Raw genomic sequence first — 19,607 nt, 5'->3', positions numbered from 1 at the left:
GCTTATAAAACGTATAAAAAACATACACAAAAAATTGATTTAAAATGATGAAGAAGCGTTATTTTACCACGAAGTATCCTGCGCTCTTCTGTCTTGCGACCCTCTTGACATAGCCCTTCTTCTGGAGCTCCTGGAGTGCCGCGTTGACGATGGACTTTCCAAGCGCTGCCGCCTTCATAATATCGTCAGCGGTCTTGAGCTTCTCCTCAGAGGTCGCACCGAGCTTCTTCATAGCATCGTAAATTTTCTTTGCGTTATCAGTTAGATCGTCAGGCATAATACCACTTGTTCGATATATCATATTAATATATATATCTATCATTTTTAAAAGATTAACACCGATGATTGACTCACTCTGCTATGACCGCTGCATATACGAGAGAGATGCTGATTCAGCGTATGATCGTGCACGGTGCAAATGCCAGAATCCGCATTGGATGATTCGGATCGCATTGCTTTCAATAAGCGCAAGTATATTCCAATTGCGTGAAGCACGATAATCATTTCCGAATGCATAACAGTCACCACAAGGTTCATGCTGGCATATCCTGGCGGGATGATGAACGTGCAGCGAAACTACGCACATGTTCCTGCCATGGTATAAATTTAAATATAGTGTAGATTAAGGTTCATGTCATTTTCGAACGAGGACAGAGACGTCTTCATAATCAAGACCGATCGCATGATCGATCGCGGTGCACTTATGTCAAGGTACAGCAGGGCATCGGATCCGGACATAAGATCGGTCTTTCACAGGGAATTCGAGGGAAACCAGAAGAGGTCTGAGGACTTTTACAGGAGGATCTTTCTGGAGTATGGCGATGAATCAATAGCTGAACTCGTAACTGCACAGGTTGGGATACAGAACGTTTCCAACGTCATATCAAAGGTAATTGAGGAGATACGCATAGGTCTCTCGTACCTGGAAAAATCAACAAGGTACGTAGCCTACGACAGGAAAGTGGACGGCCATTATCTGTTCATGCAGGCAGAAAAAATAGGGCTGTCTGGAGAGGCTGCCAGGGAATACACCGATCTCTGCAACAGGCTCTTCGATCTGTATTCATCGACCCTTCCAAGGATAGAGGAGGAGATTTCCAGACAGTGGCCGATCGAATCCTTTGATTTCAACATCGATGGAAATCCGAGAAACTACAAGGAACTGGACGAAAACGGCAGAAAGCTGGCCCAGAAATCTTACAGATCTTCGGTTAGGTCGAGGGCGCTTGATGACGCCAGGTTCATACTCCCTGCATCAACGCTGACAAACATGGGGGTAAGCGGAAACGGCAGGTCGTTCATACACCTCATACAGAAGCTCATGGAATACGGTGTTCCGGAATCTGAAAGGCTGGCGCATGATCTGTATGAAGAGCTGAAAGGTGAATTTCCGCAGATAATAGATGATGCATTATCCCAGCATGGCCAGGACATCATCAACTATAAGAGAAGTTTGGCGAGCCTTTTTCCATACACCGACGGGGGCAGATTCGAGAAGGTCAGGCTGATAAAGTACAGCAACGAAAGGGAGGAGATGCAGAAGGTCCTGGCATTATTGATGTATCCATTCGCAGAGGATGCATCCGGAATAATATCCAGGATCAAGGCGATGGAACTCTCCGAGGCATCCGCCATTCTGGAAAGGATCAGGGATCTGAGGAAGAACAGGAGGATGAAGGTAGGAAGGCCATTCGAGGCTGTCAACTACGTCTTCGAAGTCACCACAAACTACGGTGCTTTCCGTGATCTGCAGAGGCACAGATTCCTGAGCATAGTCAGAAAGCCGCTTACGGTAAGCTACGGCTTCGATGTCCCGCCGATAATAGCAAAGATGCCGGATCTCTCTGAGGAGTATGCGGAGGCCATGAAGGATGCAGAGAGAGTCTACCGCATCATCAAGGAACGGTACGGTGCATGGATCGCGCAGTATGCGGTGCCATTTGCATACAGATACCCTGTGGTTTTCACCACGAACCTTGCCGAGGCAACGTATTTCATCGAACTCAGAAGCACGCCGCAGGCCCATTTTGATCTCAGGGACATAGCGATCAGGATGTACAACGAGATCAAGTCCGTACATCCATCGCTTGCTGGCATCATAAAATTCGTGGATACTGGTGATTACCCGCTTGGCAGGCTTTCCGCTGAGGTACGCAAGAATGTTAAGGCCGGCGGAATTTAATCTTATCATATAATTATTTTGTAGCTCAATAAACATAAAAGGCACAGATGCATGCATCGGAATTCGCCCCTGTAAAATGTTTATATCTATCCATAATATGGTGGTGACGCTGGCAAATGCCCTTCCTTGTGAGTCGGGGTAGCCTAGCCCGGTAAGGCGGTAGACTCGAGATCTACTGCTCTCGTAGCTCGGGAGTTCAAATCTCCCCCCCGACGCTTGCGTGAGATTCAGGAAACTTTTTTATTCATATTCTGATAAGTAAACTAATGAAGGTGACGATATCCCATATAAAGGCAGACATAGGCAGTTTGCCGGGCCACTCCATAGTGGACGAAAAGGTAATGGCGAGGATACAGGAGTATATAGAGGATCACGGAAAGAACCTCATATCAGATTTCAGGATGGCTCATGTGGGCGATGATGCCCAGATAACCATGGTCCATACCAAGGGAATAGATAGTTCTGAAATCCATGAACTCGCGTGGAACGCGTTCAAGGCCGGTACTGAAGTTGCGAAGAAGCTCGGATTATACGGAGCTGGGCAGGACCTCCTGAAGGATTCATTTTCAGGAAACCTTAAGGGAATGGGGCCGGGCGTTGCGGAGATGGAGATAAATGAGAGGCCGTCAGAGCCATTCATAGTATACATGATGGATAAGACAGAACCCGGAGCGTTTAACCTCCCCATCTACAAGATGTTTGCCGATCCGTTCAACACCCCGGGCCTGGTTATAGATGAGGCCATGCACAGCGGGTTCCGCTTCGAGGTCTGGGACGTCATAGAACACAAGGCCATCTTCCTTGATGCTCCTGAATACCTCTACGATCTTCTGGCCCTCATAGGATCGAAGGAGCGGTACGTGATAAAGCGCGTATACACAAAGAAGGAGAACAAGAAGCTTCCTGAGGAGAACGTTGCGGTCATCTCCACGGACAAGCTGTCGCTTATAGCTGGAAAATACGTTGGCAAGGATGATCCGGCAGCGGTGGTAAGGATACAGTCCGGTCTTCCGGCCGCTGGAGAATCGCTTGAGGCCTTTGCTTTCCCGTATCTAGTCAGCGGCTGGATGAGGGGATCGTTCAATGGCCCGCTGATGCCCGTAGGCATGAAGGATGCCAAGATGACGAGGTTTGACGGGCCACCCAGGGTGGTCGCCCTCGGTTACGTTCTGAAGTCAGGCAAGCTTGAGGGGCCTGTTGACATGTTCGATGATCCGGCCTTCGACTACGCCAGGCGCGTTGCAGGGGAGATGACGGATCACCTCAGGAGGATGGGCCCATTCGAGCCCCACAGGCTTCCGGACCAGGAGATGGAGTACACTACGCTCCCCGTGGTCATGGAGAAGCTCAAGGACAGGTTTGTTGACATAGAGAAGGAAACGCTGGCCAAATAATCGTATTATTTTCTTCATTTTCCTTGGTTTTCAAGATTTTTTCAGCCAGATTCTTATTAACATAATTATTTTAGATTTCCCTAGAAAATTGGAGTTCCGCTTCGAAAGTTATATATACTGATTTGCTATTCTTTACTTTGCACATAACAGGTATGGATGCCAACCTACCTACGAAAGAGATGAATTACGCCTGTGCGCGTTTATGTGTCTCTTCTTCCAGGGTTGGTAAATATGGAGTAGTGAGTCAGTAATGCTCACTTCTGACAGGTAGATGCCAGCCGCTAATTCCAATTGAGTGTTTTAACTCCGGTCGATCCTGCCGGCGGTCACTGCTATCAGGTTCCGACTAAGCCATGCAAGTCATGGGGCCGTAAGGCACCGGCGAACAGCTCAGTAACACGTGGATAATTTACCCTCAGGCGGGGCATAACCTCGGGAAACTGAGGCTAATTCCCCATAGTCATTACAAACTGGAATGGTTGTAATGATGAAAGCTTCTGCACCTGAGGATAAGTCTGCGGCCTATCAGGTAGTAGGTGGTGTAAAGGACCACCTAGCCTAAGACGGGTACGGGCCCTGAAAGGGGGAGCCCGGAGATGGACTCTGAGACAACAGTCCAGGCCCTACGGGGCGCAGCAGGCGCGAAAACTGTGCAATGCGCGAAAGCGCGACACGGGGAGCCTGAGTGCCTTGACTTTTTGTCAAGGCTTTTCTGATGCCTAAAAAGCATCAGGAATAAGGGCTGGGCAAGACGGGTGCCAGCCGCCGCGGTAACACCCGCAGCTCGAGTGGTGATCACTTTTATTGAGTCTAAAGCGTTCGTAACCGGTCTTATAAATCTTCAGATAAATTCTTCCGCTTAACGGAAGAACTTCTGAAGAGACTGTAAGACTTGGGACCGGGTGAGGTTGAATGTACTTTCAGGGTAGGGGTAAAATCCTGTAATCCTGAAAGGACGACCGGTGGCGAAAGCGTTCAACTAGAACGGATCCGACGGTGAGGGACGAAGGCTAGGGGAGCAAACCGGATTAGATACCCGGGTAGTCCTAGCTGTAAACGCTGCCCACTTGGTGTTGCTTCTCCGTTGAGGGGGGGCAGTGCCGTAGCGAAGGTGTTAAGTGGGTCACTTGGGGAGTACGGCCGCAAGGCTGAAACTTAAAGGAATTGGCGGGGGAGCACCGCAACGGGAGGAGCGTGCGGTTTAATTGGATTCAACGCCGGAAAACTCACCGGGAGCGACCTTCGGATGAGGGTCAACCTGACGAATTTACCCGATAGAAGGAGAGGTGGTGCATGGCCGTCGTCAGCTCGTACCGTAGGGCGTTCACTTAAGTGTGATAACGAGCAAGACCCCCATCTCTAATTGCCAGACTGTCTTTGCGGGCAGAGGCACTTTAGAGGGACCGCCAGCGCTAAGCTGGAGGAAGGAGGGGTCGACGGCAGGTCAGTACGCCCCGAATCTCCCGGGCTACACGCGCGCTACAAAGGACGGGACAATGAGTTGCAACCTCGAAAGGGGAAGCTAACCTCGAAACCCGTTCGTAGTCAGGACTGAGGGCTGTAACTCGCCCTCACGAATGTGGATTCCGTAGTAATCGTAGGTCAACAGCCTACGGTGAATATGCCCCTGCTCCTTGCACACACCGCCCGTCAAACCATCCGAGCTGGTGTTGGATGAGGGTCCGTCCTCTGGATGGATTCGAATCTGATGTCAGTGAGGAGGGTTAAGTCGTAACAAGGTATCCGTAGGGGAACCTGCGGATGGATCACCTCCAAGTTAGAACACTGGCTGGCATCTGCCCAGACCATACCTTTAAATTTCCTTTTTTTATAATGTTTTGTTTCGGTGATTTGGTGTCAATTGAAGATAAGGCTGAGGAAATTCAGCAGAATCTGGAGAGAAGGTTTTCCAGCATTGGGAAGGGGAAGTATGCGAGAATCCTCCGCATGGCGAGAAAGCCGACGAGGGATGAATACATAAAGGTGCTGGTAATAACCGCAGTTGGTCTTCTCATCATAGGTGGCCGTTGGTTTCATAATATACCTGCTTATGGATGTTTATTTCAAGATACCTTAAGGTGGAATCCATGGAAAACAGCAAGGAATATGAATGGATATCGTCTGACGTTCCAGACCGCATAGAGGTCGGTGCTGGCGAAACGATCAACCTGCGATTCAGCATAAAGAACATTCAGAATGTGAAGAGGAAGTTCAGGGTCAGCATAGGTTACAGCGTCGAGGAGAACGACAGCACTGTGGACTGGAAGGCCGTGCTGAACATCAGCAAGAAGAACGAGGTCTCGCTCCTGGGACAGGGCAGTCTGGAGGACGATATCGATATAGATCCGCTCAAGTCAAAGAATATCGATATGGCCATAAATGCGCCAAAGGGTGCGTATCCAAACGATAAAATGACACTGAATTTTTCAATAGAATCCGAGGACGGCGTGCACAGGTTCACAAAGTCCGTCACGATCGTACTGAAGCCCGTTATCGTTGCACTCAAGACGACCGTTGGATCAGAGGTTCAGGTCGCGATAGACCTCAACAACAGGGCAGAGAAGGACAGGGAGGATCGATCAGGAGACGGAAAGAAGCTTCCAAGCGAGGTTTATGCCATAATGGCTCCGTACGAAATAAAGGGCTACATATTCGTGGAGACCATGCATCCCGACAGGATATCGTACCTTGCCAGGGATATAAGGGGATACAAGGGCATGGTGTCTGGCAAGATAGATCTGGAGGAGATTGCGCATTATCTCACGCCAAAGCCAGCCGTATCCGGCCTGGAGCTGGGTTCGCTGGTGGAGCTCGTTGAGGGGCCGTTCAAGGGGGAGAAGGCCAAGATAATATCGATAGATTCCGTGAAGGAGGAAGTTACCGTGCAGCTTGTCGAGAGCATGGTACCAATACCTGTCACGGTGAAGGCCGAATCCATAAGGCAGCTAAAATGAAATGAAGATCAAGAGCCTGTCAAAGGATGAACAGTCGAGGATAAAGAAGCGCTTCCAGGAACTCTTCGATCATCTGGATCGTCTGGTCCCGGATCTGCTGGATTCCTCATTTTTATGCCCGATCGAATCCTACAGGAAGAAACTCATGAAGATGTCCGAAAAAGGGGATTTTTCCTATTCCGGATCGGACAGTTTTCTTTCAGCAATCTCTGAAACATATTCTGCGATGCAATCGGACATACCGCTCATGGGGGTCCTGAAGACACCTTACGGGAGCTTGAGCTACGTGAAGCGCGGAAACACAGACGATCGTGTGATAGCGGGGGTGCAGAACTGGGATAACGATACCTGGCGAATGCTTGCCTTCTACAACCTGGTCATGTCCAGGAACATACGCATTTTCTCCTCAGCAAATTATTACCTGGCCTCATGCAAGAATACCCCGCCGCCTGTGGAGTTCGTGGAGGATGTGCTGAATGAGGAAGGCATAAGGTTCGAGGCACAGGGCCGGATCATCAATATAGGGAAGCAGGACCCATCATTCTCAATAACGATCATGTCCTCTGTGGTTCTGAACGTGTTTTCGGATTCGAGATACCGTACAGGTTTCTCTCTCCTCCGCCACATGCTCCTTAAGGATACGGAGGCAGATATAGCGGTCGATTCCGGCATGCTTCCATGCGCCGGCCCGGACGATCCCGATCTGAAGAGAAGGTACCTTGCCGGCGAGATCGATGACAGGCACATGGTTGACATGATCGCAGCTGGAAGGAGATCCAGGATAGTGAAATCCGGCAGATACGCCATCGGCTATTCATGCTACGATGGCATGGAATCCTTCCTCTCTGCGATAGATGGATCGGAAGAATACGCTGAATTCCTTAAAAAATATCAGTACGGTATATACCTGGAAACACCGTCTCTGGCAAAGCTCATGGAGATAGTCTGGCCATCTCTCGGGCAGGAGATATCGGAGGCAAGGATAGGGAGGTATGCGAAGTCCTTTTCCGAAATGCTATCCGCCAGGTCGCAGCTGGAAGGCGACAGAGGCGTGGGTTTCGAGGCATGGTCGGAGGATTCCCAGTTCCTGGTCGATCTGATAAGGACATACCGTGCCAGCGGCGTCCAGGCCGCCGTCATGATCATGAGGGACAGGGCAAAGAACCACATACAGAGAGCGATGCTCTATGCCTTCACCATGTGTGTTGGGGGAACCTCCGTCGGATACATATTCGATGAGGATGACAGGAAACTGGGTGCGGAGATAGCGGGCTACGTGAGATCACTGGCCATGTCGGAGAATCTGGAGGAAAACCTTGCAAGAATAAGGGCGTATGTACCATGACATCAAAGCATTTCATATCTAAGAAGGAAGCAAAAAGAATATGGGAGGCAATGGCCCGGTACGGCATAGACATAACGGGCGAAAGCCTTGAGGTGGCAGCGCAGAAATCAGCATCGGCGTACTACATCGGAGGAAAACCGATGGTTTTCCAGGCAGGAGACCTGATACCGAGCGTTTACCTTCTCAACTATCGGAACCCGTCCAGGAACATAGTGACGGTGGACGAGGGCGCGGAGCCGCATATACTAAACGGCAGCGACCTATTTGCCCCCGGCATAGTCTCAATGGACGACAGCATCCGGAAAGGCGACATGATCTTTGTGAAGAGTTCAAAGGGCTACTTCATTGCGGTTGGCATGGCGGAGATGGATGCGGGCGAGGTCATGGCCACAAAGAGGGGAAAGGCCGCACGCATCATCCATTTCCCAGGCGACGAACTGATCAGGGCCTTCCCGTAGTTCAGATGTACTTCAGCCACTCCATTATGGGATCGTCGTCGGTAAGATCGTTGTAGGTTGTGCCGAAGCTGCTTATGGTCTCGAAACGGTAGAAATAGACGATGCCATTTTCCACCTTTCCGTACATTATGTGCTCCACTGGGAGGTTGTCAGGCAGGTGGGGTATGGCCTCCGGAAAGTTTGGAGAAAAGTGCACCTCGATACTGTCGCCCTTGACAACCAGGGAATAGGACCCATTGGCCTGAACATAGGCTTTCAGGCGCTTGAAATCGATATTCGGCTTCATCATGCATCAATTTATTCTTGATATTTAAGCGCATGTGGTCATCTGCGCGGAAAAATATACTTGATCCTTTTGCCATATATCGGGCTGATCGTGGATTGCGGATCAATATTCTATCGTGACGTCCATGGAAACGCTGTTATTCATGTCGGCTGAGTTTATCAAGAGCACAGCGTATTCACCGGAAGATATTGATCCTTTGTACACAATCGCATCTGTGGACAGTGTGTTTCCAGGCGTGAATGTTATCCATGCCTTGATGATGGAATGATCCTGCGATACGATAACAGTGCTTCCGCTGCTCAGATTTCCCTCAAGCTGGCGCACGAACTGATCCGCATATTTCTGCGAGATCACCACCAGCTGAAAGGCCGATGTCGCCCTTATGCTTGATACGCCTTTAACATTGAAGCTGGCAAAATACCCGGTGACGTTGAAGTCCTTTTCCATGATCTCATCTGGGGCAAATTCATACGTCCCTACAAGCCTCAGAGTGGATTCCTGCGATCTGTAAATTGCGTAGAGGATGCCACCTGCGATCAATACGATCACAACCGCAACGGCAAGATATTTGAAAGGCCTGGCCATCTTTGCCATCGCAACCCTGTATTTGTTACGCATGTTCGCTATAAAGCCATTTCCATTGTCGGATATTGCGATGAGGTCTACGTTCAGATATATTTTTAAAGGACAGCGCATGTCTCAATCATGCTGAACAGGATCTACGTGATCCCGCACGGTGACGAGATACTCGACAGGGAAACGCGTGAGGACCAGGCCATGTATGATGCGATAAAGAGGTACACATCGGGTGATGATTCGGACACCTTCGTGGTCATCAGCCCGCACGGCATAGTGCTTGACAGCTATATAGCGGTCACATACTCAAAGATCATAACGGGCTATTACAGGACAAAGAAGCATGTGATCAGAAAGAGATACGAGAATGCCGTTGACCTCGTCGACATGCTGGCGTCGCATGAAACGGTGCAGAGGCTTCGCTGCATAACCCTGTCCGGAAACTATCCATGCTTCCTGGACTTCGGGTCCCTGATACCGCTGGCCTTCTTCAGGCCGAAGCGCATCGTTGCCATGGGCGAGCCCAGACTTCTGTCGAAGGAGAGGATCGAATCCTTTTCGGATCATCTGGTTTCGGTGTGTGAAAATTATACGGGTAGGATCAGCCTGATAATAAGCGCGGATCAGGCCCACACCCACAGCCCGGACGGGCCATACGGCTATTCCGACATGTCATCGTACTATGACGAAACCGTGGTAAAGAGCATAGATTCCGGTGACTTTTCTGCTCTGTACAGGATGCAGCAGGCGGTCATAGACGAGGCAAAGCCGGACAGCTACCAGAACATGATAATGCTCAAGCGAATACTTGAACGCACAGGGCGCAGGATGAAGGTACGCTACTATTATGTGGCGAAATACTTCGGTATGGCCTTTGCATCCGAATCCGAAAATGAAAAATGATGTGTTTTATGAGATCCTCTTCTTCAGATCCTCTATGGCCGAAACGTCCTGAGGATCGACGTTCCTGATCCTTGCAAGGTGGTACGTAACGTAATCCCCAAAGTGGATCAGGTAGAATATGCGCGCGATCAGGGACGACCCTCTGGCCTCTATCTTCTTGAAGGATGTGCCGGTGATCTTCTGCGTCACCTCGATCCTCTTCCTTATCCTCTCGTCCGTGGAATCAAAGGCCATGAAGTAGAATTCATCCTTCCTGTATGTGTCCCTCAGGGGCATCGTATCGTTGTGGTTGAGCTCTGAGAAGTAGTTTGAATAAGCGAGGATCTTGGCGTTCTCGTTGAACTGGGTCTTCCACCTGTATGCAACGGATCTGTATGGGGTCGATCCATATATCACTGGTATCCTGCGGCCGGCGTATATCTCCGTGGCAATATTCTCCTGTACCGTGTTGTTCTTATCAAGATCCGAAAGCAGGCCAGCGGCTTCTTCAATATCCTCATGCTTCGGCCGTATGAACGTGTTTATGATGGGCATTGTGAGATAGCCAACTGCCGATCTGGGCTGCAGCCCGCCAGGTATCTTTATGGTGTCTACACCCATCTCCGAAAGGCGGCCGCCGGATGTTATGGCATGCACCTTTGCACCCTTCTTGATTGCCTCCTCCGCCGCGCTTAGGGTTTCCTCGGTGTTTCCCGAGTAGCTCACCGCTATGAATTCAGTATTCCCGTCGACGAATTCAGGTATGTGGTAATCGTCGCACACGAACACTGGCTTTGCGGAATACATCTCAGAGAATATCCTTCCCGCGATGCCAGAACCGCCCATGCCGGCTATGACGATGTTGCTGAACGTTCCAGTCCTGAAGGATCCATCGAACCTGACCTGATCCTTCAGCGTCTTCAGCTCTTCTGAAAACTCCATGCAGTGGGATCGAAGCATCAATATTATAAATTACGATCGGCGCCCGTCCTGATCGGCGATCTCGGAACCGCCGGGCGGCAGCAACTTCTCTATCTCCTCCCTGTCCGATCCGATGATATCTGCGATGCGCTTTGCCAGATTACTGCGCTTCCTGTCTCCTGGAACTATCCTGACGCATTTTTCGCTGTCTGCAAAGGCAGAAGACGGGCCGATCATGGGTATCTGCAGGCCCTCAATATCCTTCATGCCTATGCAGAGCTCCAGCTTGAGATCCGTTATGTAGTTCCTCTTTCCCCTTATTATCCAGGATCCGGTAGCGACGTATTCTCCCGATTCAGGCGTCTTGCTGACCTGGCTGGGATAGACCCAGTAGGCCGTTCCGGAAGCTATGCCTGCTGGCCAGGCCCTGGAAAAGGATACCGCAAACGAAGCGGCCTCCCTGAGTGTGGCCTCACCGGGTGGCTGTTTTCCTGATGATTTTATTATGGTGCTCGGCGCCCCGTACATGTCGGCGTGCACGTATATATCCCCCTCCTGCAGGTGCTTCTTGACGATCTTCTCATTGGACTTCGCATCCCTGCCTGCGATGACAAGATAGCCTTCGCTTGATATGAACCAGTGGTACGTCTCGAACCAGAACACCTTCCTGCGTTTCTTCTTCTCTGCCTTCTGCATCTCGGTCAGGCGCTGCTTTTCCGCCTCCTCTATGGCCTTCATGGCGCCCTCGATCTTCCTTCTGTAATCCTTAGCCTGTGAAAAGTAACGGTTGGCGTTCTCGCCAGCGGAGACCGTGTAATCTATCTCAACAGGCTTTCCATCCATGTCCACGGTTATAACCTTCCTTGCCCGGTCTATGTTTCCGGCATAGTTTCCGGACCTTGCGGATCTGATGGCGCCATCGATCTCCTGGAGCCTTTCCATTATCGCCCTCCCGATCTCCTGCTTCTCGTTCGCTATTTTCTCAAATTCCTCTATGCTCTTCTTCTGGGAATTTATCCTCCTTGTTATGGGATCTTCGAATTCCGCCTCATCCTTGGAAAGCGTGAGCACGAACAGAAGCCCCTCGTTAAGATCATCGAATATTCTGTCCGGATCACCGAAGTGCTTCATCTCGCATGGAGACACTAGACCCTGGCTCTTGTAGTAATAGGATCTGTTTGCAAGGGATTCCTTCAAAAGCTCATCCAGCATGGATCTTATATCGGCGGATCTGCCGGCTGCATCCCTGGCAGGGGTTTCCTTGTCTATGCCTGCCCTGTAGAGTATCTCCTCGGCAAGCTCACCCCCAAGGTTAAGCCTCGTTGCAAGCGTCTGCACTATATTGGCGGAGCTGCCTGAGATTATTTTTGACATATCCTCGGGGCTGGCCGAAGAGGGATCGAATGATGACGGAGGCTGATACGTGCCACCAACTTCCAGATCCCTGTTCTTCCACTTCCTTGGCCTGAGCACGAATGTTATCCTATCGCCGTCCGTTGCTATGAGGTTTCCCTCCCTGAACAGCTCAAGTATCAGCTTCTGGCCGGTGTGGAAGGTGAATTCCACAACACGGTCAAAGTTTATCTGCCTTATGCCAACGATCCTGCGGTCAGATATTGTTTTGCGCAGGACCATGGCGGTCTGGGTGGCCGTTTCAGGCGTCTCGACCGTCTTGAAGAATATGCCGTGCTTCAGGGATATCAGGACGTCCATGCGCTTTATATCTGATCGGTATATCTGTACCATGAAATCGTCAGGCCCGACCTGATACACCTTCTTCACAAAGGAACCTACGAACCTATCGCGGTATATGTTCACGAATGCGTAAAAGTCGATCGAGCTCTCCTTGTCCTTCATTTGGATGGCAATGCTCTAAGCGTATTTAACGTTGAGAGATCAGCTTACGATGCCATCATTTTCGCAGGGAGAAGATGGCAGATCTGCAATTTTAAAAGATCCCATGGAGGATCAGTCCTTCCGCATGGCGGTTATGAAATGCCTTGTGAGTGATCTGTGCTGGTACACAGGCACATCATGGACGATGTTGAAAAATGGCCTGGCAAGTTCTGCAAGATCCGGATCAGAGACGACGAATGAGGCGTAGCCGTGCGGCTTGAGCATCTCATGGAATTTCCTGAAAGACCTTTCGTAGAGCACTTCCAGATCCTCGCTGGCATATGAGTTCCTGCCGTATGGCATGTCCGTTGCTATTCCGTCGACATCCCTTACGGGCAGATCCGATACATCCATGTTGTATATATGAAAATCTTCCACATGGAAGTGCTTCAGGTTAGTCCTTGCACCTGCGGCCATGCTCAGGGCCACATCATTGCCTATGACCCTGATGCCCATCAGCGCGGCCTCTATGAGTATGCCCCCAGTTCCGCAGAACGGATCGATCAGGAGCTGGTTTTCCCTTACATGCGCGGTATTAACCAGAAACCTTGCATACTTGGGATCCATTGAGACCGGGGAGAAGAATGGCCTTCTGGGGGCCTTTCTCTCGATGAACTGCTTCTTATCCCTCTCGTATACCACCTTCGTCACATAGAAGATGCCATGGTGGACGACGCGCACAACGTAATCCGGATCCCTGAACGATACCCTTCCCCTTGCCTTCAGCATGTCGCCGATGGCTGCCTCGCTCATCGGCTTATCACCATCTATGTCCCTGTACCTTATGTAGAACTTTCCAGCAGGAAGGCCTTCCTGGAACGCCGAAAGATCCTCCGCTTCGCCAACTATCAAACCGACATAATTGACAAAAGCGCATCTCCGAAGAGGATCCCAGGAGCCGGATATTATTGCTGTCTTTTCGTCCAGGTGTTCGATGAGGAATGTTCCGTAGGTCTCCTGGATAGATGCGATCTCCACAAGCCTGGCTTCATCCCTCTCCAGGCTGAATTCCACAAGATACCTGATCATTCTACAGCTTTTATCATGTGGTCGCTTTCGTACCTCTGGAACTCCTTCTGGAACTGCGTCCCGAGGTCTTCGTACAGTTTCGAGAGCTTTCTGACCGCCCTCTTTATGGCGGATTGGGGCTTTCCGGATTTAACCCTGACATAGATCTGCGGGTTGTCGATGACAGGGTGCTTGATGTAATACCTGGCCTCATCGACCTGATCGTCCTTGAGTATCTCCTCAACAAGCGTCCTGAGCAGTGTATTATCGTAATTTATCATCTCAACCGTTATTGAATTCTTCTCCTTTGAAATGACACGTAGCGAGCTTTCCGCTGTCCTCTCCCTCTGCATATCGGTATATTTTTAATACCTATTTATAGGTTGACACCCAGGCGATCCATTGATCCTGAAAAGATACTTACGCAGAGCGTTAGCCGTGTTGCGTTTACTGCAACGCCAGATTCGTTAAGGATTCTTTGTGCTGGTTATGTTAACGAAATCGGTACACGATAATGCATCATAATGACATTTCAATTTGAAAATCATTCAATTTTAGACGCATAATTAATTTCCGTTATCGTTATAAATTATTGACAAAGTTTTATTAATCTTCCAATAATTACGTTACGATACGTATGTCAAAGACCATGTCGATTGTTCTGGCCTCCGGAACAATAGATAAGATAGCCGCTGCTGGCGTCATAACATCCGGTGCTGTTGCGAACGGCGTTGACGTCAACATCTTCGTTACGTTCTGGGCGCTCATGAAGTTCAGGAAGCATGACGATACGGTCAACAAGCTGAGCTACGATGGATCGGAGATAAGCAGCTTCGTCATGAAGAAGATGGCTGAGAAGCACATACAGAGCGGCATAGAGATGATCAGGAACGCAAAGGAGGTTGGCAACGTTCATGTGTACGGCTGTGCGCTCATGGCAGACGTCATGGACATAAAGAAGGATGACCTAGATCCCATCATCGAGGACATCATCGGCGTCGGCGAGTTCGTCTCCATGACGGAGGAATCGTACACAACCATATTCATATGAGGTGATGCTATGGATGTGAAACCGGATCGTGTGATAGATGCAAGGGGCAGCTACTGCCCGGGACCGCTTATGGAGCTCATAAAGGCGTACAAGCAGGCAAAAGTCGGAGAGGTAATATCCGTGTACTCCACGGATGCAGGAACAAAGAAGGACGCGCCTGCATGGATACAGAAGTCAGGACAGGAGCTCGTGGGCGTGTTCGACAGGAACGGATACTACGAGATAGTGATGAAGAAGGTGAAGTGATATGGTTACCAGAGTCCTTATCGTCGGTGACGGGGATGCCGGAACTATAATGGCAAACAAGCTCAGGTTCCACACGGACAGGCGCGATGTGGACATAACCGTTGTTGGTAACTCCAAGGATCATTACTTCAAGCCGGACGGAGTTCACATATCCTTCAACATGGTGGATTACAAGAAGAGCGTGAAGCCAACAGAATTTCTCTTCAACTACGGTGTAAATTATATCAGGGATACCGTTTCAAGGATAGACGTTGCGGATCACAGCGTTCAGACCACAGGCGGCAGGAACCTGGACTACGATTACCTTATAATAGCAACTGGCGACAGGTTCACGCCTGAGGATGTACCCGGATACGCTGAAAGCGCGAAGCACTTCTACGATCTGCCGCATGCCCTGGAACTGCAGAAGGAGATCAAAGGCTTCAAGGGCGGCAAGGTCGTCATAGGGCAGGCAAGCATACCGATAATGTGCCCTCCGGCACCGTATGAGTTCACATTCCTGCTTGAGGAGTACCTCAACTTCCACGGCCTAAAGGACAAGACGGAGATACACTATATCTATCCGCTCAACCGCGTCTTCACCATACCGAACGTCGCTGACTTTGTCGCCAAGAGGATGGAGGAGCGCGGCATAATAACGCACACGCTCTTCAACGTTGAGTCCATCGATCCGAAGAACAAGAAGATACAGTCTCTGGAAGGAGAGAGCATAAACTACGATCTTCTCGTGCTGATACCTCCGCACAGGGGCCAGAAGGTGATCACGGATTCCGGCCTGGCAGACGAGAGCGGCTACATAGACGTGGACAAGTACAAGCTGAACTATAAGGACTACGACAACGTCTTCGCGATAGGCGACGCCACGAATCTGCCAGTGTCAAAGGCTGGTGCAACGGCCCACTTCGAGGCTCTTTACCTGTCCAACAGGATCGCTGCAGAAACCTCAGGAAATGTTTACAACGAGCTTTACGAGGGCGACGTTGCATGCACAACGGTCACGGGATATGAGAAGGGGCTCACCCTGTACTTCAACTACAATAAGCCGCCAAGGGCAAACTATGACAGCAAGCTTGACTACTTCCTGAAGTGGCAGTCTGGTGACACGTTCTTCAGCAGCATGCTGAGGGGAGTAGCGTGAGGTGATGGACATGGTGGAGAAGCAAGAAGAGGTTCAGGGAAATATGCAGCCAGCAGAGGATCAGGACGACATAGAGGCGCTCCTGAACAAGATAGTGGAGAACAAAGACACGATAGTGGCATTCATGGACCTCCTTTCCAAGATGAAGGAGGCAGGGATCATCGACGTCTTTATGGGCATAGCCAAGGACTACGCTCCTACCGATATCGAGTTCCTTGCAAAGTTCTTCACGGAGAAGGAGCTGACCGAGGCGCTGCTGAAGGTCGGAAACAGCATGATGGGCCTTCTTTACGGCCTCGGTGAGGAGAGGACGTCCGATCTGGTGAAGGCCATATCCTTCAACCTGCCTGGAGTGACGGAGGAGTTCGTCAACGGTGTAAAGAACCCGCAGCCACTGTCCGCGCTTAAACTGATGGCACTGCTGAAGGATCCTGACGTTTCGGCCTTCATAACCGGGCTGATAAATGCCCTGAAGGTCGTGGTGTCTTCAGTTAAAAAAGTACAATAATCTTTTTATTTTGTAAATTATAAACTAACTATCTATTTCCATAATAGAAATATTATGGCCCTATTGAAATAAGATATCAAGTGCACAGCTAATGCTATGTATCAACAATCTTTTATACCGAGTTTTTTTAGCCTGATGATGAAAGTATCTTTTCACTATGTTCCAGGTGAGGGTTTCGATTCCGATGATGGAAAAGACAAGGTAAGGATATACTTTTCACAGGACAGGAAAGATGAGCGCCATGCTCCTACGGAATTGCTCCTGCTTGCTATTGGATCCTGCACTAGCGATGATGTCCTATCCATACTGAAGAAGATGCGCCAGGAGTTCACATCGTACAGGTGCGAGATATCCGGCGAGAAACGCGATGAACATCCCAGAATACTCAAATACGCCCATATAAAGTACATATTCGAGGGAAATGTGGATGCGGATAAGGCCAGGAAGGCCATACACCTCTCACTGAAGAAGTACTGCTCTGTTTCGATAACAGTTGAAAGGGGCGGCGTCCCTGTCCTCTACAGCCTTGAGATAAATGGAAAGACCGTAGACGATTCCGTGGACGTGGAGGAGATAAAGCTGGAAGAGGAAGCATGATAGAAGCCGAACGTGTATCCATAGACCGGAAGACGTTCAGGATCAACGGCCTTTCGTTTTCCATAGTCGAGAATGCGGTCAATGGAATAGGCGGTCTTAACGGATCAGGAAAAACCACGATACTGAAGGCCATGTACGGATTCCTGAAGCCATCTGAAGGTGCGATATACATCGATGGCAAGGATGTATCGACCATGAGCCCTAAGCAGATTGCAGCGCTGGTATCGGTTGTCCACCAGGAACAGCCAGTGCCGATGAACTTCACCGTTCGTGACATCGTTTCTCTATCCGGCTACAGCAGGCGTTCCCCCGGCCCGAGCGTGGATGAGTGCCTGGAGGTCTGCGGGATCGCCCACCTCTCGCAGCGCGAGTTCTCAACGCTCAGTGGCGGAGAAAAGCGCATCGTGATGTTTGCCGCGGCCATGTACCAGAACACGAAATACATCCTCCTGGATGAGCCAATGACATTCCTGGACATAGATAAGGCGGTCAAGGTCATGTCCATAATAAGGAGGTTCAGGGAGGAGGGAAAGACGATAGTCATAGTGTCGCACGACATAAACTTCCTGTACAACGAGTGCGACAACGTGATACTGATGCGTTCTGGAGAAATACTTTACCAGGGAGACCCTAAGAAGATAATCAACGAAAGCACGCTCTACGATGTTTTCAGCGTGAAATTTGGAAGGTACGAATCGGCTGAGGGTGTCCGGTTCTATCCATCTGCGTGACCCGCCGATCCATCAAGCTTTTCCGAAGTCCTCAGCCTTTCAATGACTGCCCTGAGATCCTCCGGGGTATTTATGTTTGCCACCGAACCGTTGAGATCAATGTCCTGATATGATCCGGACTGGGCATTGAATATGGATATGCCGGTGTACTGCCCGGCATCCGTGAACGATACAACATTGGCTTCAGCAAGCATTCCCCTGCGGACAGCGTCGAGAAACGCGCTACAGTTAAAAATGAATATATCGCCGGGTATGACGAGGATAGGAAATTTTCCAATGGAATGCATGGCGTGGTTCAGATCCTCTATGTAGCCGCCCCTGCGCTTGGCAAGGACCTTCACGTTCACGGATCTCAATTTTCCCTGCAGCCTCTCCATGGAGGGATCTATGAGGGCATATATGTCGGAACAGATGCCGTTCATGCATCTAATCGTGCGATCCACGAGGGCTTCTCCGTGAACCTCGATCAGGGCCTTTTCCGGGCGGTTCATCCTGGACCCAAGGCCGCCGGCCATGATCAGGCAGATCAACTTTCCCCTGCGTTCATATCGTACTTCTTGATATACTCTTCGAATATCTGGTCCGGGGAAGCTATCCTGTCCTCGAACCTGGTCACCGGCCTCTCGTTGTACCAGTTCACGAATTCCTCCAGGCTGTTGAATGTCCACCTGTACCTGTCGTAGTTCTGCCACAGCTTGGAAAGGGATAGGTGTACCTTGGAGCTCCCCTTGTCCGTTATCACCTCGGATATCCCCTTCTTCCTAGCTATGTATCCAAGGTTCGACGAGTTGTATATGAGGCTTAGAACACCGCTTCTTATCATCAGCCTCTTTATCTTTCCGGTGACGTTCAGGCCCTACAGAACTCCAGAAACAACATCGCTTGTTATCTTCACCGATTCTGCGTAAGACAGTATCTTCTTTGTGGTCATGTCAACGCAGAATATGGCATACTGGTCGTTGAAGTTCTTCTGGTGGTAGTCAAGCAGCACTGTGGAAAGCGGAGGCTCGGCCTTCTTCCCGTTGACTATCAGTGCGTTGTCCTTGATCTGGACCATCCTCTTCATCTTCATGTAGTTGTATATCTTGTAGTACGACACGTTCAGGCCCTTGCTCCTGAGAAGGTAGTATATCGTTCTCGAACCTATCCTGTACCTGTCCCAGAGATCGTCTATGAACTTCTTTTCCTCATCGGTCAGTTCCGAATCCTTCGCGCTCTCTGGCATCTCGCTTTCGTGCAGGATCTGCTGTATCCTCCTTGGCGTCACGTTGAACATCCTTGCGAGTTCCGTGACCTTGTATCCCTTTTTCACGCTATCTATTATGAACTTCCTATCCTCGGTGTTTAACATGTAGGTCAAATTTACAACCATGGTTGGGATAAGGCACTTTTTTGCAGAAGCCTATGTAGGATACACGTCATTTTCCTGTGCAT

The 19,607-nt window shown here is 50.0% G+C and carries 21 protein-coding genes, 1 tRNA gene, 1 rRNA gene and 1 pseudogene; 15 read left to right on the top strand and 9 right to left on the bottom strand.

The features are described from left to right. Nucleotides 1-58: 58 nt before the first annotated feature. Nucleotides 59-277 carry a transcriptional regulator gene (locus TA_RS07405; protein ID WP_010901832.1) on the bottom strand — a complete coding sequence of 73 codons (219 nt, stop codon included), beginning with the start codon at nt 275-277 and terminating at the stop codon, nt 59-61. Nucleotides 278-631: 354 nt separating this feature from the next. Here TA_RS07405 and TA_RS07400 point away from each other — a divergent pair, with 354 nt between their 5' ends. The 8 genes from TA_RS07400 (at nt 632) to TA_RS07370 (ending at nt 8,333) form a co-directional block, all read left to right on the top strand. Continuing rightward, nucleotides 632-2,182, top strand: coding sequence for an FAD-dependent thymidylate synthase (locus tag TA_RS07400; protein WP_010901831.1), 1,551 nt, complete (start codon nt 632-634; stop codon nt 2,180-2,182). 132 nt (nt 2,183-2,314) lie between these two features. Next, nucleotides 2,315-2,397: transfer RNA gene (locus TA_RS07395), tRNA-Ser, on the top strand. Nucleotides 2,398-2,448: 51 nt separating this feature from the next. Then, nucleotides 2,449-3,576, top strand: a complete 1,128-nt coding sequence (fbp, locus tag TA_RS07390; RefSeq protein ID WP_010901830.1) for a fructose-1,6-bisphosphate aldolase/phosphatase — start codon at nt 2,449-2,451, stop codon at nt 3,574-3,576. A 303-nt stretch (nt 3,577-3,879) separates the two neighbouring features. Next, a 16S ribosomal RNA gene (locus tag TA_RS07385) occupies nt 3,880-5,351 on the top strand. A gap of 79 nt (nt 5,352-5,430) precedes the next feature. Further along, entirely contained in the window at nt 5,431-5,718 is a 288-nt protein-coding gene (locus tag TA_RS08200; protein ID WP_241761836.1) for a SecE/sec61-gamma family protein translocase subunit, read from the top strand. Beyond that, entirely contained in the window at nt 5,664-6,530 is an 867-nt protein-coding gene (locus tag TA_RS07380) for a transcription elongation factor Spt5 (protein WP_156778553.1), read from the top strand. The genes TA_RS08200 and TA_RS07380 overlap by 55 nt, the downstream gene beginning before the upstream one ends. 1 nt (nt 6,531) lies before the next feature. After that, nucleotides 6,532-7,875 (top strand): hypothetical protein, encoded by a 1,344-nt coding sequence (locus tag TA_RS07375; RefSeq protein ID WP_010901827.1) that lies wholly within the window; start codon nt 6,532-6,534, stop codon nt 7,873-7,875. Then, on the top strand, nt 7,872-8,333 hold the full coding sequence (locus tag TA_RS07370) for a DUF1947 domain-containing protein (RefSeq protein WP_010901826.1): 462 nt from the start codon (nt 7,872-7,874) through the stop codon (nt 8,331-8,333). The genes TA_RS07375 and TA_RS07370 overlap by 4 nt, the downstream gene beginning before the upstream one ends. Nucleotide 8,334: 1 nt before the next feature. Here the strand turns inward: TA_RS07370 and TA_RS07365 are convergent, their stop codons facing one another. Further along, nucleotides 8,335-8,622: a hypothetical protein gene (locus TA_RS07365; RefSeq protein WP_010901825.1), complete on the bottom strand. Its 288-nt coding sequence runs from the start codon at nt 8,620-8,622 to the stop codon at nt 8,335-8,337. 99 nt (nt 8,623-8,721) lie between these two features. Next, a complete protein-coding gene (locus tag TA_RS07360; protein WP_048162154.1) occupies nt 8,722-9,315 on the bottom strand; it encodes a hypothetical protein in 594 nt (197 codons plus the stop codon). A gap of 9 nt (nt 9,316-9,324) precedes the next feature. Between TA_RS07360 and TA_RS07355 the strand changes: the two genes are divergently transcribed. Continuing rightward, the gene (locus TA_RS07355; RefSeq protein WP_010901823.1) at nt 9,325-10,098 is read left to right on the top strand and encodes a DODA-type extradiol aromatic ring-opening family dioxygenase; all 774 of its coding nucleotides are present in this window, start codon (nt 9,325-9,327) and stop codon (nt 10,096-10,098) included. Between the two features lie 6 nt (nt 10,099-10,104). Here the strand turns inward: TA_RS07355 and TA_RS07350 are convergent, their stop codons facing one another. The 4 genes from TA_RS07350 to TA_RS07335 all read right to left on the bottom strand — a co-directional run bounded on the left by TA_RS07350 (nt 10,105) and on the right by TA_RS07335 (nt 14,255). Further along, the gene (locus TA_RS07350) at nt 10,105-11,019 is read right to left on the bottom strand and encodes a bifunctional phosphoglucose/phosphomannose isomerase (RefSeq protein WP_048162152.1); all 915 of its coding nucleotides are present in this window, start codon (nt 11,017-11,019) and stop codon (nt 10,105-10,107) included. Between the two features lie 30 nt (nt 11,020-11,049). Next, nucleotides 11,050-12,855 carry a ribosome rescue protein RqcH gene (gene rqcH / locus TA_RS07345; RefSeq protein ID WP_010901821.1) on the bottom strand — a complete coding sequence of 602 codons (1,806 nt, stop codon included), beginning with the start codon at nt 12,853-12,855 and terminating at the stop codon, nt 11,050-11,052. A gap of 111 nt (nt 12,856-12,966) precedes the next feature. After that, a complete protein-coding gene (locus TA_RS07340; protein ID WP_048162150.1) occupies nt 12,967-13,923 on the bottom strand; it encodes a TIGR01177 family methyltransferase in 957 nt (318 codons plus the stop codon). Continuing rightward, a complete protein-coding gene (locus tag TA_RS07335) occupies nt 13,920-14,255 on the bottom strand; it encodes a DNA-directed RNA polymerase subunit L (RefSeq protein WP_010901819.1) in 336 nt (111 codons plus the stop codon). The genes TA_RS07340 and TA_RS07335 overlap by 4 nt, the downstream gene beginning before the upstream one ends. Nucleotides 14,256-14,539: 284 nt before the next feature. On the opposite strand from TA_RS07335, the gene TA_RS07330 reads away from it, so the two are divergent. From TA_RS07330 to TA_RS07305, 6 genes are all read left to right on the top strand, one after another. Further along, entirely contained in the window at nt 14,540-14,953 is a 414-nt protein-coding gene (locus tag TA_RS07330; RefSeq protein ID WP_010901578.1) for a DsrE/DsrF/DrsH-like family protein, read from the top strand. Nucleotides 14,954-14,962: 9 nt separating this feature from the next. After that, nucleotides 14,963-15,199, top strand: coding sequence for a sulfurtransferase TusA family protein (locus TA_RS07325; RefSeq protein ID WP_010901577.1), 237 nt, complete (start codon nt 14,963-14,965; stop codon nt 15,197-15,199). Between the two features lies 1 nt (nt 15,200). Further along, entirely contained in the window at nt 15,201-16,337 is a 1,137-nt protein-coding gene (locus TA_RS07320; RefSeq protein WP_010901818.1) for an NAD(P)/FAD-dependent oxidoreductase, read from the top strand. 10 nt (nt 16,338-16,347) lie between these two features. Beyond that, nucleotides 16,348-16,845, top strand: coding sequence for a DUF1641 domain-containing protein (locus tag TA_RS07315; protein WP_048162148.1), 498 nt, complete (start codon nt 16,348-16,350; stop codon nt 16,843-16,845). A gap of 135 nt (nt 16,846-16,980) precedes the next feature. Then, nucleotides 16,981-17,442 (top strand): OsmC family protein, encoded by a 462-nt coding sequence (locus TA_RS07310; RefSeq protein ID WP_241761835.1) that lies wholly within the window; start codon nt 16,981-16,983, stop codon nt 17,440-17,442. Then, complete coding sequence (locus tag TA_RS07305; RefSeq protein ID WP_010901815.1) at nt 17,439-18,173, top strand: ABC transporter ATP-binding protein; 735 nt, start codon at nt 17,439-17,441, stop codon at nt 18,171-18,173. The genes TA_RS07310 and TA_RS07305 overlap by 4 nt, the downstream gene beginning before the upstream one ends. Here TA_RS07305 and TA_RS07300 read toward each other — a convergent pair. Together TA_RS07300 and TA_RS08040 are read right to left on the bottom strand one after the other, a co-directional pair. Beyond that, nucleotides 18,158-18,703, bottom strand: a complete 546-nt coding sequence (locus TA_RS07300; protein WP_048162126.1) for an NTP transferase domain-containing protein — start codon at nt 18,701-18,703, stop codon at nt 18,158-18,160. The two genes, TA_RS07305 and TA_RS07300, sit on opposite strands and share 16 nt — an antisense overlap. After that, nucleotides 18,700-19,533, bottom strand: a pseudogene (locus TA_RS08040) (IS481-like element ISTvo3 family transposase). The gene TA_RS07300 and the pseudogene TA_RS08040 overlap by 4 nt, the downstream one beginning before the upstream one ends. Between the last annotated feature and the right edge of the window lie 74 nt (nt 19,534-19,607).

The sequence above is a fragment of the Thermoplasma acidophilum DSM 1728 genome (assembly GCF_000195915.1).
In the GTDB taxonomy this organism is placed as follows: Archaea; Thermoplasmatota; Thermoplasmata; order Thermoplasmatales; family Thermoplasmataceae; genus Thermoplasma; species Thermoplasma acidophilum.
This window is presented reverse-complemented; position numbering and strand designations above follow the sequence as displayed.

Excerpts from the sequence above, each read along its gene's own strand:
- TA_RS07405 (WP_010901832.1), bottom strand. The coding sequence starts at position 277 with ATGCCTGACGATCTAACTGATAACGCAAAGAAAATTTACGATGCTATG.
- TA_RS07400 (WP_010901831.1), top strand. The coding sequence starts at position 632 with ATGTCATTTTCGAACGAGGACAGAGACGTCTTCATAATCAAGACCGAT.
- fbp (WP_010901830.1), top strand. The coding sequence starts at position 2,449 with ATGAAGGTGACGATATCCCATATAAAGGCAGACATAGGCAGTTTGCCG.
- TA_RS07380 (WP_156778553.1), top strand. The coding sequence starts at position 5,664 with ATGGAAAACAGCAAGGAATATGAATGGATATCGTCTGACGTTCCAGAC.
- TA_RS07375 (WP_010901827.1), top strand. The coding sequence starts at position 6,532 with ATGAAGATCAAGAGCCTGTCAAAGGATGAACAGTCGAGGATAAAGAAG.
- TA_RS07370 (WP_010901826.1), top strand. The coding sequence starts at position 7,872 with ATGACATCAAAGCATTTCATATCTAAGAAGGAAGCAAAAAGAATATGG.
- TA_RS07365 (WP_010901825.1), bottom strand. The coding sequence starts at position 8,622 with ATGATGAAGCCGAATATCGATTTCAAGCGCCTGAAAGCCTATGTTCAG.
- TA_RS07360 (WP_048162154.1), bottom strand. The coding sequence starts at position 9,315 with ATGCGCTGTCCTTTAAAAATATATCTGAACGTAGACCTCATCGCAATA.
- TA_RS07355 (WP_010901823.1), top strand. The coding sequence starts at position 9,325 with ATGCTGAACAGGATCTACGTGATCCCGCACGGTGACGAGATACTCGAC.
- TA_RS07350 (WP_048162152.1), bottom strand. The coding sequence starts at position 11,019 with ATGGAGTTTTCAGAAGAGCTGAAGACGCTGAAGGATCAGGTCAGGTTC.
- rqcH (WP_010901821.1), bottom strand. The coding sequence starts at position 12,855 with ATGAAGGACAAGGAGAGCTCGATCGACTTTTACGCATTCGTGAACATA.
- TA_RS07340 (WP_048162150.1), bottom strand. The coding sequence starts at position 13,923 with ATGATCAGGTATCTTGTGGAATTCAGCCTGGAGAGGGATGAAGCCAGG.
- TA_RS07335 (WP_010901819.1), bottom strand. The coding sequence starts at position 14,255 with ATGCAGAGGGAGAGGACAGCGGAAAGCTCGCTACGTGTCATTTCAAAG.
- TA_RS07330 (WP_010901578.1), top strand. The coding sequence starts at position 14,540 with ATGTCAAAGACCATGTCGATTGTTCTGGCCTCCGGAACAATAGATAAG.
- TA_RS07325 (WP_010901577.1), top strand. The coding sequence starts at position 14,963 with ATGGATGTGAAACCGGATCGTGTGATAGATGCAAGGGGCAGCTACTGC.
- TA_RS07320 (WP_010901818.1), top strand. The coding sequence starts at position 15,201 with ATGGTTACCAGAGTCCTTATCGTCGGTGACGGGGATGCCGGAACTATA.
- TA_RS07315 (WP_048162148.1), top strand. The coding sequence starts at position 16,348 with ATGGTGGAGAAGCAAGAAGAGGTTCAGGGAAATATGCAGCCAGCAGAG.
- TA_RS07310 (WP_241761835.1), top strand. The coding sequence starts at position 16,981 with ATGATGAAAGTATCTTTTCACTATGTTCCAGGTGAGGGTTTCGATTCC.
- TA_RS07305 (WP_010901815.1), top strand. The coding sequence starts at position 17,439 with ATGATAGAAGCCGAACGTGTATCCATAGACCGGAAGACGTTCAGGATC.